Below are 16657 nucleotides of genomic sequence, written 5' to 3' on the forward strand. Positions count from 1 at the left end.
AGCCAACAAGCCATGACGCAACAACTGCAATCCCTGATCGATCAAGCGTGGGAAGACCGCGCCAACCTGTCGCCCAAGGCCGCTCCGGCCGATGTCCGCGAAGCTGTGGCCAACGTGATCGGGCAGCTCGACAAGGGCGCGCTGCGCGTGGCCGAGAAGAAGGACGGCGAGTGGATCGTCAACCAGTGGATCAAGAAGGCCGTGCTGCTGTCGTTCCGCCTGGAAGACAACGCCCCGATGGCTGCCGGTGGCTTCACGCAGTTCTACGACAAGGTGCCGAGCAAGTTCGCCAACTACACGGCGGAAGACTTCGCCGCTGGCGGCTTCCGTGTGGTGCCGCCGGCTGTGGCACGCCGTGGCTCGTTCATCGCCAAGAACGCCGTGCTGATGCCGTCGTACGTGAACATCGGTGCCTATGTGGACGAAGGCACGATGGTCGACACGTGGGCCACCGTCGGTTCGTGCGCGCAGATCGGCAAGAACGTTCACCTGTCGGGCGGCGTGGGCATTGGCGGCGTGCTGGAGCCGCTGCAGGCCAACCCGGTCATCATCGAAGACAACTGCTTCATCGGCGCACGCTCGGAAGTGGTGGAAGGCGTGATCGTGGAAGAAAACTCGGTGATCTCGATGGGCGTGTACCTGGGCCAGTCGACCAAGATCTACGACCGCGAAACCGGTGAAGTCAGCTACGGCCGCATCCCGGCGGGCTCGGTGGTGGTGGCGGGCAACCTGCCGAGCAAGGACGGCACGCACAGCCTGTACTGCGCCGTGATCGTCAAGAAAGTCGACGCCAAGACGCGCGCCAAGGTTGGCCTGAACGAGCTGCTCCGTGGTGACTAAGGGCGACTAAGCCGGAACGGTGGGCGTGTCGTGTAGTCTGACCGGCACGCCAACCAACCTGAACGCAGCATGTCTGGAAAATTCGACAAACTGCGCCAACGCATCATGGGTCTTGATCCCAACACCATCGGTACCGTCTTGTCGCTACTGCCCACCATCCTGGAGCAGGCGAACAAGACCATCGATAAGTTCAAGAACCGCAGGAAAGCCGGCACCGAAGCTGCACGCGCAGAAGGTGCCGCGCCCGACCCGAATACCCGGATTGCCGAGCTGGAAGCGGCGATCCTGCAGCAGGCCGAATCGGTCAAGCTGCTGGCCGAGCAGCACGCCATCACCATCGATGCCTTGCGCGACGAAGCCGCGCGGCTCGAACGTCGGCTCAAGCGCATGACGTGGCTGGCATCCATCGGCTTTGCGCTGGCCATCGCTGCACTCGTCATCGCACAGCAAGCCTCTCGACACTGATAGCCAATCCCATCATGACGACCCTGCACGGCATTCCCAACTGCGACACCGTGAAGAAAGCCCGCACGTGGCTCGAATCGAACGGCGTCGCGTACACCTTCCACGATTTCAAGAAACAGGGCGTGAGCGCCGACATGCTGGCCGGTTGGCTCAAGCATGTGCCGCTCACCACGCTGATCAACCGCAAGGGCACCACGTGGCGCGCGCTGTCGGATGCCGACAAAGCCCGCGCTGAAGATGAAACCGGCGCGATTGCGCTGATGCAGGCCAACCCGTCGCTCATCAAGCGGCCGGTGCTCGTGCGCGGCAAGACCGTCAACGTCGGTTTCTCGGCGGACCAGTACGCCTCCCTGTTCTAACAATAACGACAACACCGTCACTGTCATGCAGCCCACGCTTGCCCTCACTGAAGACCTGATCCGCCGCCGCTCCGTCACGCCCGAAGACAAGGGCTGCCAGGACGTGCTGATCGAACGACTGACTGCTGCCGGCTTCACCTGCGAAACCGTGGTCAGCGGCCCGGACCACTTCCGCGTGACCAACCTGTGGGCCGTCAAGCGCGGCACGGCAGGCACCGCAGGCAAGCTGCTCGTCTTCGCTGGCCACACTGATGTGGTGCCCACCGGCCCCGTCGAGCAATGGCACTCCGACCCGTTCGAGCCCACGCACCGCGACGGCAAGCTCTACGCACGCGGCGCGGCAGACATGAAGACGTCCATCGCGGGCTTCGTGGTGGCGTCGGAAGAATTCGTCGCCAAGCACCCCGACCACGCAGGCTCGATCGGCTTCCTCATCACCAGCGACGAAGAAGGTCCCGCCCACGACGGCACCGTCAAGGTGTGCGACCTGCTGCGTGCGCGCGGCGAGCGCTTGGACTACTGCGTGGTCGGCGAACCGACTTCGGTATCGACCCTCGGCGACATGGTCAAGAACGGGCGACGCGGCTCGCTGTCGGGCAAGCTCACGGTGAATGGCGTACAGGGCCACATCGCCTATCCGCATCTGGCCAAGAACCCAATCCACCTGGCCGCACCAGCACTGGCTGAACTCGCTGCCGCCACCTGGGACGACGGCAACGAATACTTCCCGCCGACCACGTGGCAGATGTCGAACATCCACGGCGGTACGGGCGCGACGAACATCATCCCGGGCCATGTCACGATCGACTTCAACTTCCGCTTCTCGACCGCGAGCACGCCGGATGGCCTGAAGGCACGCGTGCACAGCATCCTCGACGCACACGGCCTCGACTACACGCTCGACTGGACGCTGGGTGGCGAGCCATTCCTGACCGAGCGCGGTGACCTGTCCGAAGCCCTCGCCTCCGCCATCCAGGCCGAGTGCGGCGTGACCACTGAGCTGTCGACGACCGGCGGCACGTCGGACGGCCGCTTCATCGCCAAGATCTGCCCGCAGGTGATCGAGTTCGGCCCGCCGAACGCGAGCATCCACAAGATCGACGAGCACGTGGAAGTGGCTTTCATCGAGCCGCTGAAGAACGTGTATCGCCGCGTGTTGGAAACGTTGATCGCCTGATGGCACGCAACGTCGAGATCAAGGCGCGTGTGCGCGATGTGGCAGCGCTGCTGGAACGCGCTGCCGCCATCGCCGATTCGGGCCCCGAGCGCATTGATCAGGACGACACGTTTTTTGCCAGCGCCCACGGACGGCTGAAGCTGCGGCAGTTCTCGCCCGAGCGTGGTGAACTGATCCACTACTTCCGCGCCGACAGCACCGGCCCGCGCGTGTCGAGCTACCACATCGTGCCGACCAGCGCGCCCGATGCGCTGCGCGACACACTGGCCGCCGCCATCGGCACCAGCGGCCGCGTCATCAAGGTGCGGCAGCTCTATCTCGCCGGCCAGACGCGCATTCACGTGGATGCGGTCAAAGACCTCGGCGATTTCGTCGAACTTGAAGTCGTGTTGCGCGATGAGCAATCCGAAGACGACGGCGTGAAGATCGCCCACGCTCTCATGCAATCCCTCGGCATTGCCGAGGCCGACCTGCTCGACGTCGCCTACGTCGACCTGCTGGCTGCCAAACAACACTGAGCCAAACATGACCACCCACACCCTGCCCGCCTCCCACCCGTTCACCACGGTGCGCGACCTGCTGCGCTACGCCGTGTCGCGTTTCACTGCTGCCGGCCTCGTCTTCGGCCACGGCAGCGAGAACGCCTACGACGAAGCCGCCTACCTGATCCTGCACACGCTGCACCTGCCCATCGACACGCTGGAGCCGTTCATGGATGCGCGCCTACTGCCCGAGGAAGTGGCTGCCGTGCTGAAGGTCATCGAGCGCCGCGCCGTCGACCGCGTGCCCGCTGCCTACATCACGCATGAGGCGTTCATGCACGGCATGCGCTTCTACGTGGACGAGCGCGTGATCGTGCCGCGCAGCTTCATCGGTGAATTGCTGGAAGACGGCTTGGAGCCCTGGCTCGACCAGGAAGACGGCCCGACCGATGTGCTGGAGCTGTGTACCGGTTCTGGCTGCCTGTCGATCCTGGCCGCGCTGCAATGGCCGAATGCGACCATCGACGCGGTGGATCTGTCACCGGATGCGCTGGTGGTGGCCAATCGCAATGTCGACGAATACAAGCTGGAAGACCGCATCCGCCTACACGAAGGCGATTTGTATGCGCCGCTGCCGCCGGGCGTGCACTACGATGTGATCCTGACCAACCCGCCGTATGTGAACGAAACCTCAATGCAAGCGCTGCCGCCGGAGTACCTCGCCGAGCCGCGCATAGCGCTGGCTGGCGGCAACGACGGCATGGACATCGTGCGTCGCATCCTGGCGGACGCACCCCGCCACCTGAAGCCGCACGGCGTGCTGGTGGTGGAGATCGGCAACGAGCGTGAGAACGTGGAAGCGGCCTTCCCGGATCTCGACCTCGTCTGGCTGCCGACCAGCGCCGGCGAAGACCAAGTCTTCCTGGTCACCCGCGAAGCGCTGTAAGCGCACGGCGTTCCGAACTCGACATTTCACATTCGGAACCGGCCGTTTGAGGTTTACCAATACGAAACGCCGGGCTCAAAGCTCGGCGTTTTGCGTTCCAGACGACGTGGTTGAGGTTCCGAACTCGGCGCGTCGCGTTTTGAACCTCAAGGGGACGGCGTCCGGAATCTCGCATTCCCCGTTGGGGACCCCGTGATTGCTCCTCCGAACCTCACGTTTGGCGTTCGGAACGCGGTGCGTTGAGTGCGACACACGGAGGAAGCCGGTGCCACCGCGCTGGCGTCAGGACCGCACCTCATCGCACGCGTCTTTCACGACGCAAATCGAAAAACGCTTGTCGAACACCTGGCCGGTCGGGCAGTGGTCGAAGACGGCTTGCAGTTGGGCGTCGCAGGTGGCGTAGGCCGTGGTGCAGTTGGTGCGCAGGGGCTGCTTGGGGCCGCGATTGGTGCCGTCGTCGAGCATGAAGCGGGCGGATGGGCCCGGGCATTTGAAGTCGGCACTGGCTTTGGCTAGTGCTGCAGCGGCCTGTTCGGCTTTGCTTGTGTGCGGTGTCGGCGGGCTGGATGGGCGGCGGTCGCAGGCCGTTACCGTTACGACTGCTAGCGCACACAGCAGTGTGGTGAGTGTGAGTGCGCGGGTCATGGGGGGGCTCCTTCGGGGTTGGATACCCTGAAGTTTACGCTGGGGTGTGCGTTTGTGGGCTATCCCTTGTTTCGTCCCCTGCCGGGGCCGACTTACTTTCTTTGTCTTGCCAAAGAAAGGTAGGCAAAGAAAGGCGCGCCCGAGATGGCGAACCACTCCTTGAATTTCCGTAACCGGGCAGAGACGGGAAAAACTCGCTTCGCTCAGACAGTTTCCCGTCTTTTTTCCGCCCGCTTACATAAATTCAAGGCGCCATCAAGGGCATCAACGGCCAAACCGTCTGGGGGCGTAGGTTGGTGCTATGGCTTGCGCTGCGTCTTTCTCAGCGCAGCATCGCCGACATGGCGGACAGGCTGTTTAGCATGCGCACGGCATGTTCGACGGAATCGGCGGCGAAGCGCAGCATCGTGCCGTCCATGCGTTCGAGTGCGGGCCATTGGCAGAACAGGTCGGCCAACGCGGGCGTTTGCGTTTGCAAGCGGCAGACGATGGGCGGTTGGATGCGCAACGGCACGCTGAAGTGCCCGCGCTGTACGCTGGCCTTCACTGCGGCGTAAATGGCGTCGCACGATTGCTCGGGCGACAGCGATACGCCTGCGTTGACGCCTTCGGCCTGCTTGGTTTCGACGAACGTGGTGTGCGGCAGCAGCGGCCGCGTTTCTTTGATGAAGACATCGTCGCCGCTGGCGACGGCTACGGGCACACCACGCTCGCCAGCCAATGCGCCGTAGATACCCGCCTCGCCCAGCTCCTGGTCGTTGAACCAGACACGCGTGAACGCGAAGCTGTTGATGGTGTGCGCGAGCACACCGCGGCTGCCGGCACGTGCGTGGTAGCCGATCATGCAGACGGCATCGCAGCCGTCCACGCCGGCCATCATGCTCAGGTAGCGCGGTTTGCCGAGCACGAAGCGCGCTCGCTGGTCGATCGACTCTGGGATGAGGTTGCGGAAGCCGCCGTGCGAATCATTGACGAGCACGTCCGTGGCGCCGCCGTCAAAGGCGCCGCGCACGGCGGCATCAGCCTCGGCGGTCATCCAGCGGCGGGCGCGTTCGTATTCGCCGTTGCCGGCACGCGTCTGCTCGGGGTGGAAGACGTTGGCTACGCCTTCGATGTCGGCGGAGATCAGGATTCGCATGGGGTGGGGCAGATCAGTTCGGTCAGTGCACGGCGCGTGTTGCCGTCGCGGCCGGTAACGGTTTCGGCATGGAAGATCGCGTGCACGATGGCTTGTTCGACGCTGTCGGCGGCAGCCTGGAACAGCGGGTCGAGGTGGGATTCGTGCGTCATGGCGATGGCCGGCATGGCGCGCATGCCCTGGTGCGGCACAGTGTAGGCCGTGGAGAATGCCAACGCGATGTCGCCGCTGCCGTGGCCGAAGACGGAGCCGGTACGTGCTAGTCCTGCACCCGCGCGCAAGGCGAGGCGGCGCAACTGGCGGGCGTCGAGCGGGGCGTCGGTTGCCAGCAGCATGATGATCGAGCCCTTCTCTGGCTCGGGTGCGCGAGCGGCCAGGGCCTTTGCCAGTTCTGCGCCGACGTGGCGCCCGGCCAGCGTCAGGTTTTCCGTCACGCCAAAGTTGGACAGCACCAGCGCGCCGACCGTGCGTTGTGTGCCGTCCGCCAGCGTCACCACGCGCGAGGCGGACCCGATGCCGCCCTTCACACCGAACGACGACATCCCCCGCCCTGCGCCGATCGCGCCCTGCTCGAATGTCTCGGCCGCTGCGGCATGCGCAGCGTCGTAGTGCACGTCCTGCACGGCAAAGGCCTGCAGGTCATTCAGGTAGCCGTCATTGCATTCGAAGACGAGCGGATTGACGGTGGACCACGCGCGGCCGATCTGCGGGTTGGCAGCCACGGCCTGGCGGATCTGCGCCTGCGCCACAGCGCCCACGGCAAACGTATTGGTCAGCGCAATCGGCGTTTCCAGCACGCCGAGTTCCTCGATCTGTACTAGGCCGATGCTCTTGCCGAAGCCGTTGATGACAGCGCATGCAGCCGGCACCTTGTCGACGAACGGGTCGCCGGCATGCGGGCGCACCACGGTCACGCCGGTCTGGATGTCGCCGCCGGCAAGCGTGGCGTGGCCGACGGTCACGCCTGCCACATCGGTGATGCTGTTACGCGGCCCGGCCGGCAGTATGCCGATGTTGGGAAGACTGACAGGCATATCAACGGCGGTCGATCTTCGGGTCCAGCGCGTCGCGCAGGCCGTCGCCCAGCAAGTTGAACGCCAGCACGGTCAGGAAGATCGCCAGGCTCGGGAAGATCGCCACGTGCGGCGCCGTCACCATGTCGGCGCGCGCTTCGTTGAGCATCGCGCCCCACTCCGGCGTGGGCGGCTGTGCGCCGAGGCCGAGGAACGAGAGGCTGGCGGCGGTGATGATCGACGTGCCGATCCGCATCGAGAAGTACACGACGATGGACGAGATCGTGCCCGGCAGGATGTGCCGCATGATGATCGTCCAGTCCGATGCGCCGATGCTACGTGCGGCTTCCACATACGTCAGGTGCTTGAGCATGAGCGTGTTGCCGCGCACCAAGCGCGCAAACGCCGGGATGCTGAACACCGCCACGGCAAAGATCACGTTGATCATGCCGTTGCCCAGGATGGCCACGATGCCAATCGCCAGCAGAATGCCGGGGAAGGCGAACAGCACGTCGGAGATGCGCATGACGATGCGGTCCCACCAGCCTTCGTAGTAGCCGGCCAGCAGGCCGAGCACGGTGCCAATGATGGCGCCGATGATGACCGACACAAAGCCCGCTTCCAGCGAGATGCGCGTGCCCATCAGGATGCGGCTGAAGATGTCGCGGCCCAGCGAATCGACGCCGAACCAGTGCTGTGCCGACGGGCCCGCGTTGAGCGCGTCGTAGTCGAAATAGTTTTCCGGATCGAACGGCACGATGTGCGGCGCGAGGATGGCGATCAACGCCAACGCGATCACGAACACACCGGCGCCCATCGCCAGATGCTGCTTGCGGAATTTGCGCCAGAACTCGCTCCACGGGGTGCGAACGGGCTCTGTGGCGGCTTGCGGCACGACTGCCGGACTGGTTGCTTGCGTCATGGCCGGCTCCTTACTTCTTGTAGCGGATGGTGGGGTTGATCACGGTGTACAGCATGTCCACCACCAGGTTGATCAGGATGAACTCCAGCGAGAACAGCAGTACTTCGGCCTGGATGACCGGGTAGTCGCGCATCTCTACCGCATCCACCAGCAGGCGCCCGAGGCCCGGCCAGTTGAATACCTTCTCCACCACGATCGAGCCGCCCAGCAGGAAGCCGAACTGCAGGCCCATCATGGTCACCACCGGAATCATCGCGTTGCGCAGGCAATGCTTGATGACCACCACCGTCTCACGCACGCCCTTGGCACGGGCGGTGCGCACGAAATCTTCTTGCAGCACTTCCACGAACGAGGCACGGGTGAAGCGCGCCATCACGGCGGCCACTGCGGCGCCCAGCGTGAGCGACGGCAGGATGTAGTGTTTCCACGTATCCGCGCCGATGGACGGCAGCCAGCCGAGCTGCACCGAGAACACTTCCATCAACAGCATGCCCAGCGCAAACGCGGGGAACGAGATGCCAGAGACCGCGAGCGTCATGCCCAGGCGGTCCGGCCATTTGTTGCGCCACACGGCGGAGGTAATGCCGATCACCATGCCAAAGATCACCGCCCACACCATGCTGGCGATGGTCAGGTTGAGCGTCGGCCAGAAGCGCTCGCCAATCTCTTCGCTGACCGGGCGCTTGGTGCGGATCGAGTTGCCGAATTCGCCGCGTACGGCGTTGGTGAAGAAGCGCACGAACTGCTCGTGCATCGGCTTGTCCAGGCCCAGGTCGGCGCGGACCAGCTCGACGGTGGCCGGGTCGGCTTCGGGGCCGGCAGCCAGTCGCGCCGGATCGCCCGGCAACAGGTGCACGAACAGGAACACCAGCACTGCCACGATCAGCAGCGTCGGGATCACGCCCAGCACACGTTTAATGAAGTAGTTCAGCATGGCAAATCCACCAGAGGCGGAAGATCAGTGGCCCGCGCAGGCTGCGCGCGGGCCGATACAACTTTGAGACTTACTGCTTGATGTCGATGTCGTCGAAGCTGAACGAACCGTCCGCCGCCACGTAGGCGCCCGACAGACGCTTGGCGCGTGCGTAGACGATCTTTTCCGTCACCAGGAACGCCCACGGCGCGTCTTCCCAGATGTGCTTTTGCGCGTCGGTGTACATCTTGGTCTTGATAGCGCGATCGGTCGTATGCAGCGCACCGGCGATATCGGCATCGACCTGATCGTTCTTGTAGTACGCCGTGTTGAACGAGCGCGGCGGGAACGACTCCGAAGCCAGCAACGGACGCAGTGCCCAGTCGGATTCGGCCGTGGACGAGGACCAGCCCGTGTAGTACATACGCACGCCAGCGTCTTCCGGCTTCGGCACGCTCTCCACGCGCTCCACGCGCTGGCCAGCTTCCAGTGCCTGCACCGATGCCTTGATGCCGACCTGCGCCAGTTGCTGCTGCACGAACTGGATGATCTTCTGCGCCGTTGTGTGGTTGTAGGCCGACCACAGTTGCGTCTCGAAACCGTTCGGGTAGCCCGCTTCCTTCAGCAGCTCTTTCGCCTTGGCCGGGTCATACGGCCACGGGCCCAGCTTGACGGCGTAATCCACCCCCGGCGGCACCACGCCTTCGGCCGGCACGGCGTAGCCCGAGAACGCCACCTTGGTCAGCGCATCCTTGTTGATGGCGTAGTTGATGGCCTGGCGTACCTTCGGATTGTCGAACGGCTTCACGCGCGTGTTGAACGTGATGTAGCGCTGGATGATCGACGGCGAGGCAATCAGATCCACCTTCGAGCTGCCCTTGAGCACGGCAGCCTGCTCGAACGGAATGCTGAACGCGAAGTCCGCTTCGCCCGTCTGCATGACGGTGGCGCGGGTGTTGTTGTCCACCACTGGCTTCCAGGTGATGGTGTCGATCTTCGGCAGGCCGTGCTTCCAGTAGCCGTCGAATTTCTTGCCCTTCAGGTAGTCGGTCTGCTTCCACTCGACAAACTCGAACGGGCCGGTGCCAACCGGGTGGAAAGCGATGTCCTTGCCGTACTTCTGCAGCGCGGCAGGCGAGATCATCGCGGCAGACGGATGCGCCAGCACATTGATGAACGGCGAGAACGGTTCCTTGAGCGTCACGCGTGCGGTGTTGGCGTCCACCACTTCGGTCTTGGCCACGCGGTTGAACAGCGTATAGCGCTTGAGCTTGTTGGCCGGGTTGGTCACGCGGTCCAGATTGGCCTTGACGGCGTTGGCATCGAACGTGGTGCCGTCGTGGAACTTCACGCCCTTGCGCAGCTTGAAGGTGTAGACCAGGCCGTCCTTGCTCACGTCATAGCTTTCGCACAGTACGTTGACGAGCTTCAGGTCCTTGTCCAGGCCGAACAGGCCTTGGTAGAACGATTTGGTGGCGCTGAACGACAGCGTGTCTTGCGCGTCGTACGGGTCCATCGTGGTGAAGGTCGAATAGACCGCCATCACGGCGTCCTTGGCGGCAAAGGCCGGCATGGTGAATGCCGCCAAGGCCAGGCCACTGGCAACCATGGCTGCGCGCGGGCTGAAAGCAAAGCGATTGAACATTTCCTTCCTCCTCATCAAAGATGACGTCTTACTGCGTTCTGTCTTGCGATTAATACGCGCCGCCAATCGAATGGCGGGCAACAAAGTGGTCTGGCGCCACTTGCACCAAGGGTTGCACCACCGGCAAGTCGCCAATGGCGCGGATCGGACTTGGAATTTCGTGCGTGGAAAGCTCACGCTTCAGGTGGCGACGTGCCGGGTCCGCAATCGGCACCGCCGACATCAGCTTCTTCGTGTACGGGTGCTGCGGGTTCTCGAAGATCGCGCGGCGCGGGCCGATCTCGACGATCTGGCCCAGGTACATCACCGCCACGCGGTGGCTGATGCGCTCCACCACCGCCATGTCGTGCGAGATGAACAGGAACGCGACGCCAAATTCCTTCTGCAGATCGAGCATCAGGTTGACGATCTGCGCCTGGATCGACACATCTAGCGCGGAGACCGATTCATCGGCAATCACCACCTTCGGGTTCAGCGCCAATGCACGCGCAATGCAGATGCGCTGGCGTTGCCCGCCAGAGAACTCGTGCGGATAGCGCGACGCATGCGCGGGCTGCAGGCCCACCTTGTCGAGCAGCCATTCCACACGTTGCTGTGCCTCTTTGCCGGACGCCACCTTGTGCACCAGCAGCGGCTCCATGATGGAGTAGCCCACCGGCACGCGCGGGTCCAGCGAGGCGAAGGGGTCCTGGAAGATGAACTGGATGTTTCGGCGAAGCGTCTGGAGCGCGGGCCCCTTCAACTCGCCGATGTTCTGGCCGGAAAATTCGATGCTGCCGCTCTGGCTGTCCACCAGACGCAAGAGCGACCGTCCCGTCGTCGACTTGCCGCAGCCCGATTCGCCGACCAGCGCCAGCGTCTCACCAGGGTAGAGATCAAAACTGACTTGCTCCACCGCATGCACCCGGCGCGTGACGCGGCCAAAGATGCCCGTGGGCACGTCAAAGCGCGTGACGAGATCACGCACGCGCAGAATGGGTTGGACTTCGTGCGAGGCGGCCGGTTGCGGTGTCGTATCGACCGCAGCGACTGTCCCGTCCACACGCAACAGGGGAAAACGCGCCGGGCCATCGGTCCCTTCCATCGAACCCAGGCGCGGCACGGCGGAGAGCAGCGCGCGCGTGTACGGATGCGCGGGCTGCGCAAACACCGTAGCCGACGGGCCCTCTTCCACGCGATCGCCCTTGTACATGACGAGCACGCGGTCGGCCACTTCCGCCACCACGCCCATGTCGTGCGTGATGAACACCACCGCCATGTGCAGCTCCTGCTGCAGCGCACGGATCAGTTGCAGGATTTCGGCCTGGATGGTCACGTCCAGCGCGGTGGTCGGCTCATCTGCAATCAGCAGCGACGGCTTGCACGACAGTGCCATCGCAATCATCACGCGCTGACGCATGCCGCCCGACAGTTGATGCGGATAGCGCCCCAGCACATTGCGCGCTTCCGGAATGCGCACTAGCTCCAGCATGCGCAGCGCCTCGGCCTTGGCCTCGCTGGCCGACTTGCCCTGGTGCAGGCGGATCGACTCGGCAATCTGCTCGCCCACGGTGAAGACCGGGTTGAGCGAGGTCATCGGCTCCTGGAAGATCATCGCGATATCGGCGCCGCGCACATCGCGCATGGCCGACTGGCTGGCGTTCGCAAGGTCCAGCAACTCGCCGTTGCGGCGGCGCAAGTGCATCTGCCCGCCAACGATCTTGCCGCCGCCGTGCTCCACCAGCCGCATCAGCGCCAGCGACGTGACTGACTTGCCCGAACCCGATTCGCCCACAACTGCGAGGGTCTCGCCACGGTCCACATGGAACGACAGGTTGCGCACCGCGTCGACCACGCGCTCAGATGTGGCAAAGCGCACGCTCAGGTCTTGGACCTGCACGATGCGCTGATCGGGCATCGCAATCGCGGTGTTCGCGGTTCGCTGTTTGGTGACACTCACGGCAACTCTCCTGCTTTCCTACGTGCTTAGCGGTAGATCGACACGACGGGCGCTTCCGCCCCACGCGCGAATCCGCGGTACATCCCTTCGGTGTTGAACGGCAAGGCGACGTTGCCCTGCGCATCGACTGCGATCATCCCGCCGCGGCCTTCGATGGCGACGAGCTTGCGCATGACCACATCGTCGGCAGCGTCAGCCAGCGACTTGCCGGCGTATTCCATCTGCGCGGCCACGTCATAGGCGGCTACGGCGCGGATGAACATTTCACCCGTGCCGGTGCACGACACTGCCGCCACGTTGTTGGCAAAGCAACCTGCGCCAACGATGGGCGTATCGCCCACGCGGCCAACCTTCTTGTTGGTCACACCGCCGGTGGAGGTGGCTGCTGCCAGGCGGCCTTGCGCGTCGCATGCCACGGCGCCTACGGTACCGAACTTGCTGTCTGGGTCGATAGGCGCGTTTTCCTTGGCCATGAGCGATGCCGCATCGTGATCGAGCAGCGCCATGCCGTCTTGCTGGCGGGCGCGCTGCCACTGGGCATAGCGCGCTTCGGTGTAGTAGTAATCGGGTTCGACGAACTCCAGCCCCTGTGCCTGCGCGAAGGCCTCAGCGCCCTCGGAGGTGAACAGTACGTGCTCGCTGCGCTCCATCACGGCACGGGCTGCCAGGATGGGATTGCGCAGGCGCTTGACGCACGTCACGGCACCGGCGGCCAGCGTGGTGCCGTCCATGATCGACGCATCGAGTTCATACGTGCCGACGCTGGTGAGCACCGCACCCTTGCCGGCGTTGAACAGCGGGCACTCTTCCAGCAAACGCACCGCTTCGGTCACGGCGTCGAGCGCGCTGCCGCCATCGACGAGGATGCGTTGGCCCGCTGCAAGAATGTCGTTCAGCGCCTGGTGATAAGCGACTTCCGCGTCGGCGCTCATGGCCGATCGGGTAATGGTGCCGGCACCGCCGTGGATGGCAAGAATGGGCGTGGTCATGCGTGGCTCGATGAAAATCAGTTTTCAGCGGTGCGCTTGCGGCCGCGTTTTGATGGAGTGGGTGCGCCACCGGCCTCCGCGCGCGATGCCTGCCCGGTATGCAGCCAGGGCAGCACGAACGCGGTCAGGCGCTCAGCCGATTCCAGCGAATGCGCCGAGCGATGCGCCACCGCACCGCACAGCGCCTCGAACAGCGCCACGGCAGCCGTGTCGGATGTGGCCGAGAACTGCCGCTCCGGACGCGCGTACAACGCAATGTCGGCCAGCGGGGCGAGCGGCGACGTCGGGCTATCCGTGAGCGCGAGCACTTGGCAGCCTTGATCGCCGGCTTGCTTGGCCAGGGTGATCGTGTCCGCGGCATAGCGCGGAAAAGCGATGGCGATCAGCAAGTCTTTCGCGCCGATCTTGCGCAACTGACGCGCCGCGTCGGATGCCCCGCCCGCCTGCGAGACCGAAATCACCGTGTCGCAATACAGATCCAGCCCGTGGCGCAGCAGACCGGCTAGGTAGCCGCTGGCGCCAAAGCCCATCACGTAGATGCGTTGAGCGCCCAGGATGGCGTCCACGGCGCGGTCACAGGCGGCGGCGTCGAGCATGCGGCGCGTGGCGTCGAGGTTGGCGATGTCTTCGTTGAGCGAGGCGGCGAAGATCTCTGCGCTAGTGGCCGGGCGGGCCAGCTCGTGGCGCAGTTTTTCGACGGGTGCGAGGGTTGCCTCAAAGCCGCGCAGCAGCTCGGCGCGAAATTGCGGGTAGCCATCAAAACCCAACGCCAGCGCGAACCGGTTGGCAGTGGCAATGGACGCGTCCACCGCGCTGGCGAATTCGTCGATGCGCATGGTGGCAGCGCGAAACGGGTTCGCCAGCACGTATTCGGCCATGCGTTGGTGCGCCGGCGTGAGCGTCGCCACTGCCGCCCCAATGCGCTCCGAGACGGTCGCATCGGCGGCAAATGCGCCCTTCGACACATCCGTACGCTTGCTGGTGGGCTTCGCCATGTTTCCGAACCATAAAAATTTTATGTAAATGTATTTTCATGAACCGGACATGTAAAGAAGAAAACTTTCATGGCGACCTATGGTTTTCCCTAGGTCGAAAGCCCATGCACAGGCAGCGGGCGTCGGCCGCCTCATTGCGGTGCCATGCACCAGGCCAAACCGCGCCGTCGCGCCAGAACCGTGCGGTGCAGCAGGCTACAATCGCGGTCTTCTCCGATTTGTCCTAAGCGCAGTTTTTCGTGATCCGATTCGACGACCTCGTCCTCCAGCGCGGCACCAAGGTGCTGTTCGACCACGCCACCGCCACCCTCAACCCTGGTGAGCGCGTCGGCCTCGTCGGCGTGAACGGCAGCGGCAAATCCACACTGTTCTCCATGCTGCGCGGCGAGTTGCATGCCGATGGTGGCGAAGTCGCCATCCCGCCCACCTGGCAGGTCGCCCACGTGGCGCAGGAAACGCCAGCGGTGGACCGCAGCGCGCTCGACTACACGCTCGACGGCGACACCCGCCTGCGCGACATCGAACGCCGGCTCGCGGCAGCCGAAGCGGCACACGACGGCCACGCGCAAGCTGAAGCCCACACCGCATTCGCCGATGCCGACGGCTATACCGCCCCGGCACGCGCGCAGGCGCTGCTGCTCGGCCTCGGTTTCACGATGGCGCAGACCACGCAGCCGGTGGCGAGCTTCTCCGGCGGCTGGCGCATGCGCCTGAATCTGGCCCAGGCACTGATGTGTCCATCCGACCTGCTGCTGCTCGATGAGCCGACCAACCACCTGGACTTGGACGCCGTGGTCTGGCTGGAAGACTGGCTTTCCCGCTACGCCGGCACGCTGGTGATGATTTCGCACGATCGCGAATTCCTCGACGGCGTGTGCAACGTCACGCTGCACATCGAGCACCAGAAGCTCAAGCGCTACGGCGGCAACTACACGCAATTCGAAACACAGCGCCTGCAGCAGATGGCCCTGCAGGAAGCGTCGTACGCGCGCCAGCAGAAGCAGATCGCGCACCTCGAATCGTTCATCACGCGCTTCAAGGCCAAGGCCAGCAAGGCCAAGCAGGCACAGAGCCGCGTCAAGGCACTGGAGCGCATGGAGCGCCTCGCGCCCGTGCACGCGGCGGCCGGCTTCTCGTTCGAATTCCGCGAGGCCGATGCGGCGCCCAACCCGATGCTCACGTTCGAGGGCGTCGATTGCGGCTATCCCGGCCCGACCGAAGATCAGCCCATCACGATCCTCAAGCACCTGACGTTCTCGATCCAGACCGGCCAGCGCATCGGCCTGCTGGGTGCCAACGGCCAAGGTAAGTCGACGCTGGTGAAGACGCTGGCGGAAACGCTGGCGTCGCTGTCGGGCACGATCCGCCGCGGCAAAGGCCTGCAGATCGGTTACTTCGCCCAGCATCAGTTGGAAACGCTCGACGACCACGCCTCGCCGTTGCTGCATCTGGCGCGCCTGGCGCCCGACGTGCGTGAACAGGAGCTGCGCGACTTCCTCGGCAGCTTCAACTTCCGCGGCGACATGGCGACCTCGCCTATCGAGCCGTTCTCCGGCGGCGAGAAGGCCCGCCTGGCGCTCGCACTGATCGTCTGGCAACGCCCCAACCTGCTGCTGCTCGACGAGCCGACCAACCACCTGGATCTCGACACGCGCGAAGCGCTGACCATGGCGCTCGCCCAGTTCGACGGCACACTGATCCTCGTCTCCCACGATCGGCACTTGCTGCGCGCCACGACCGACCAGTTCCTGCTGGTGGGTCAAGGCACCGTCGCCCCGTTCGACGGCGATCTGGACGACTACCGCGACTGGCTGCTCAAGCAGGCCGCCGCCAAGCGTGCAGCCGCCAGCGCGCCAACAGCATCCGCCGATGCGGATGGCGCACCTGTCACCAACCGCCGCGATCAGAAGCGCGAAGAAGCCGCCGAACGCCAGCGCCTGAATGCGCTGCGCAAGCCGCTGCAGAAGGACGTCGACGCCATCGAAAAACGCATGGCGCCGCTGCAGAAGGAAAAGGCCGAGCTTGAAGCGTTCCTGGCCGATGGCGCCGCGTACGAGGAAGCCAACAAGACGCGCATGATGGAGAGCCTGCGCCGCCAGGCCGAGATCAACACCGAACTCGACACGCTGGAAGAACGCTGGCTCGAACTGCACGAGCAACTCGAACAGATCAGCTAAGGCTGGCGTGTC

16 protein-coding genes are annotated in these 16657 nt (G+C 64.4%); 7 read left to right on the top strand and 9 right to left on the bottom strand.

Going from position 1 to position 16657, the window contains the following annotated elements; all coding sequences use genetic code 11:
- Window positions 1-12: 12 nt before the first annotated feature.
- From dapD to prmB, 6 genes are all read left to right on the top strand, one after another.
- Window positions 13-840 (top strand): 2,3,4,5-tetrahydropyridine-2,6-dicarboxylate N-succinyltransferase, encoded by an 828-nt coding sequence (gene dapD / locus ACN9M1_RS08245; RefSeq protein ID WP_021194364.1) that lies wholly within the window; start codon window positions 13-15, stop codon window positions 838-840.
- Between the two features lie 69 nt (window positions 841-909).
- Complete coding sequence (locus ACN9M1_RS08250) at window positions 910-1305, top strand: hypothetical protein (protein ID WP_426398722.1); 396 nt, start codon at window positions 910-912, stop codon at window positions 1303-1305.
- A 14-nt stretch (window positions 1306-1319) separates the two neighbouring features.
- Window positions 1320-1664, top strand: coding sequence for an arsenate reductase (locus tag ACN9M1_RS08255; protein ID WP_426398723.1), 345 nt, complete (start codon window positions 1320-1322; stop codon window positions 1662-1664).
- 25 nt (window positions 1665-1689) lie between these two features.
- Complete coding sequence (gene dapE / locus ACN9M1_RS08260) at window positions 1690-2841, top strand: succinyl-diaminopimelate desuccinylase (RefSeq protein WP_426398724.1); 1152 nt, start codon at window positions 1690-1692, stop codon at window positions 2839-2841.
- A complete protein-coding gene (locus ACN9M1_RS08265) occupies window positions 2841-3359 on the top strand; it encodes a class IV adenylate cyclase (RefSeq protein ID WP_426398725.1) in 519 nt (172 codons plus the stop codon). The genes dapE and ACN9M1_RS08265 overlap by 1 nt, the downstream gene beginning before the upstream one ends.
- 7 nt (window positions 3360-3366) lie before the next feature.
- Window positions 3367-4269, top strand: a complete 903-nt coding sequence (gene prmB / locus ACN9M1_RS08270) for a 50S ribosomal protein L3 N(5)-glutamine methyltransferase (protein ID WP_426398726.1) — start codon at window positions 3367-3369, stop codon at window positions 4267-4269.
- Window positions 4270-4551: 282 nt separating this feature from the next.
- Here prmB and ACN9M1_RS08275 read toward each other — a convergent pair whose 3' ends face one another.
- The 9 genes from ACN9M1_RS08275 to ACN9M1_RS08315 all read right to left on the bottom strand — a co-directional run bounded on the left by ACN9M1_RS08275 (window position 4552) and on the right by ACN9M1_RS08315 (window position 14468).
- Window positions 4552-4914 (bottom strand): chitin-binding domain-containing protein, encoded by a 363-nt coding sequence (locus ACN9M1_RS08275; RefSeq protein WP_426398727.1) that lies wholly within the window; start codon window positions 4912-4914, stop codon window positions 4552-4554.
- A gap of 322 nt (window positions 4915-5236) precedes the next feature.
- Window positions 5237-6052, bottom strand: coding sequence for a M55 family metallopeptidase (locus ACN9M1_RS08280; RefSeq protein ID WP_426398728.1), 816 nt, complete (start codon window positions 6050-6052; stop codon window positions 5237-5239).
- Window positions 6040-7086 (bottom strand): P1 family peptidase, encoded by a 1047-nt coding sequence (locus tag ACN9M1_RS08285; protein WP_426398729.1) that lies wholly within the window; start codon window positions 7084-7086, stop codon window positions 6040-6042. The genes ACN9M1_RS08280 and ACN9M1_RS08285 overlap by 13 nt, the downstream gene beginning before the upstream one ends.
- Before the next feature lies 1 nt (window position 7087).
- Window positions 7088-7987 carry a glutathione ABC transporter permease GsiD gene (gene gsiD, locus ACN9M1_RS08290; protein ID WP_426398730.1) on the bottom strand — a complete coding sequence of 300 codons (900 nt, stop codon included), beginning with the start codon at window positions 7985-7987 and terminating at the stop codon, window positions 7088-7090.
- Between the two features lie 10 nt (window positions 7988-7997).
- Window positions 7998-8921: a glutathione ABC transporter permease GsiC gene (gene gsiC, locus ACN9M1_RS08295; protein ID WP_426398731.1), complete on the bottom strand. Its 924-nt coding sequence runs from the start codon at window positions 8919-8921 to the stop codon at window positions 7998-8000.
- A 70-nt stretch (window positions 8922-8991) separates the two neighbouring features.
- Window positions 8992-10545, bottom strand: a complete 1554-nt coding sequence (gene gsiB / locus ACN9M1_RS08300; protein ID WP_426398732.1) for a glutathione ABC transporter substrate-binding protein GsiB — start codon at window positions 10543-10545, stop codon at window positions 8992-8994.
- Between the two features lie 49 nt (window positions 10546-10594).
- Window positions 10595-12442, bottom strand: a complete 1848-nt coding sequence (locus ACN9M1_RS08305; protein ID WP_426398828.1) for a dipeptide ABC transporter ATP-binding protein — start codon at window positions 12440-12442, stop codon at window positions 10595-10597.
- 68 nt (window positions 12443-12510) lie between these two features.
- Window positions 12511-13473, bottom strand: coding sequence for an isoaspartyl peptidase/L-asparaginase family protein (locus tag ACN9M1_RS08310; RefSeq protein WP_426398733.1), 963 nt, complete (start codon window positions 13471-13473; stop codon window positions 12511-12513).
- A 17-nt stretch (window positions 13474-13490) separates the two neighbouring features.
- Window positions 13491-14468, bottom strand: coding sequence for a MurR/RpiR family transcriptional regulator (locus tag ACN9M1_RS08315; protein ID WP_426398734.1), 978 nt, complete (start codon window positions 14466-14468; stop codon window positions 13491-13493).
- Window positions 14469-14707: 239 nt separating this feature from the next.
- On the opposite strand from ACN9M1_RS08315, the gene ACN9M1_RS08320 reads away from it, so the two are divergent.
- Window positions 14708-16645 carry an ATP-binding cassette domain-containing protein gene (locus ACN9M1_RS08320; protein ID WP_426398735.1) on the top strand — a complete coding sequence of 646 codons (1938 nt, stop codon included), beginning with the start codon at window positions 14708-14710 and terminating at the stop codon, window positions 16643-16645.
- Window positions 16646-16657 lie beyond the last annotated feature (12 nt).

This window comes from Ralstonia sp. R-29, from assembly GCF_049913345.1.
Lineage (GTDB): Bacteria > Pseudomonadota > Gammaproteobacteria > Burkholderiales > Burkholderiaceae > Ralstonia.

Excerpts from the sequence above, each read along its gene's own strand:
- ACN9M1_RS08250 (WP_426398722.1), top strand. The coding sequence starts at position 910 with ATGTCTGGAAAATTCGACAAACTGCGCCAACGCATCATGGGTCTTGAT.
- ACN9M1_RS08310 (WP_426398733.1), bottom strand. The coding sequence starts at position 13,473 with ATGACCACGCCCATTCTTGCCATCCACGGCGGTGCCGGCACCATTACC.
- ACN9M1_RS08315 (WP_426398734.1), bottom strand. The coding sequence starts at position 14,468 with ATGGCGAAGCCCACCAGCAAGCGTACGGATGTGTCGAAGGGCGCATTT.
- prmB (WP_426398726.1), top strand. The coding sequence starts at position 3,367 with ATGACCACCCACACCCTGCCCGCCTCCCACCCGTTCACCACGGTGCGC.
- ACN9M1_RS08280 (WP_426398728.1), bottom strand. The coding sequence starts at position 6,052 with ATGCGAATCCTGATCTCCGCCGACATCGAAGGCGTAGCCAACGTCTTC.
- dapE (WP_426398724.1), top strand. The coding sequence starts at position 1,690 with ATGCAGCCCACGCTTGCCCTCACTGAAGACCTGATCCGCCGCCGCTCC.
- ACN9M1_RS08305 (WP_426398828.1), bottom strand. The coding sequence starts at position 12,442 with ATGCCCGATCAGCGCATCGTGCAGGTCCAAGACCTGAGCGTGCGCTTT.
- gsiD (WP_426398730.1), bottom strand. The coding sequence starts at position 7,987 with ATGACGCAAGCAACCAGTCCGGCAGTCGTGCCGCAAGCCGCCACAGAG.
- ACN9M1_RS08265 (WP_426398725.1), top strand. The coding sequence starts at position 2,841 with ATGGCACGCAACGTCGAGATCAAGGCGCGTGTGCGCGATGTGGCAGCG.
- gsiC (WP_426398731.1), bottom strand. The coding sequence starts at position 8,921 with ATGCTGAACTACTTCATTAAACGTGTGCTGGGCGTGATCCCGACGCTG.
- ACN9M1_RS08255 (WP_426398723.1), top strand. The coding sequence starts at position 1,320 with ATGACGACCCTGCACGGCATTCCCAACTGCGACACCGTGAAGAAAGCC.
- ACN9M1_RS08275 (WP_426398727.1), bottom strand. The coding sequence starts at position 4,914 with ATGACCCGCGCACTCACACTCACCACACTGCTGTGTGCGCTAGCAGTC.
- ACN9M1_RS08285 (WP_426398729.1), bottom strand. The coding sequence starts at position 7,086 with ATGCCTGTCAGTCTTCCCAACATCGGCATACTGCCGGCCGGGCCGCGT.
- gsiB (WP_426398732.1), bottom strand. The coding sequence starts at position 10,545 with ATGTTCAATCGCTTTGCTTTCAGCCCGCGCGCAGCCATGGTTGCCAGT.
- dapD (WP_021194364.1), top strand. The coding sequence starts at position 13 with ATGACGCAACAACTGCAATCCCTGATCGATCAAGCGTGGGAAGACCGC.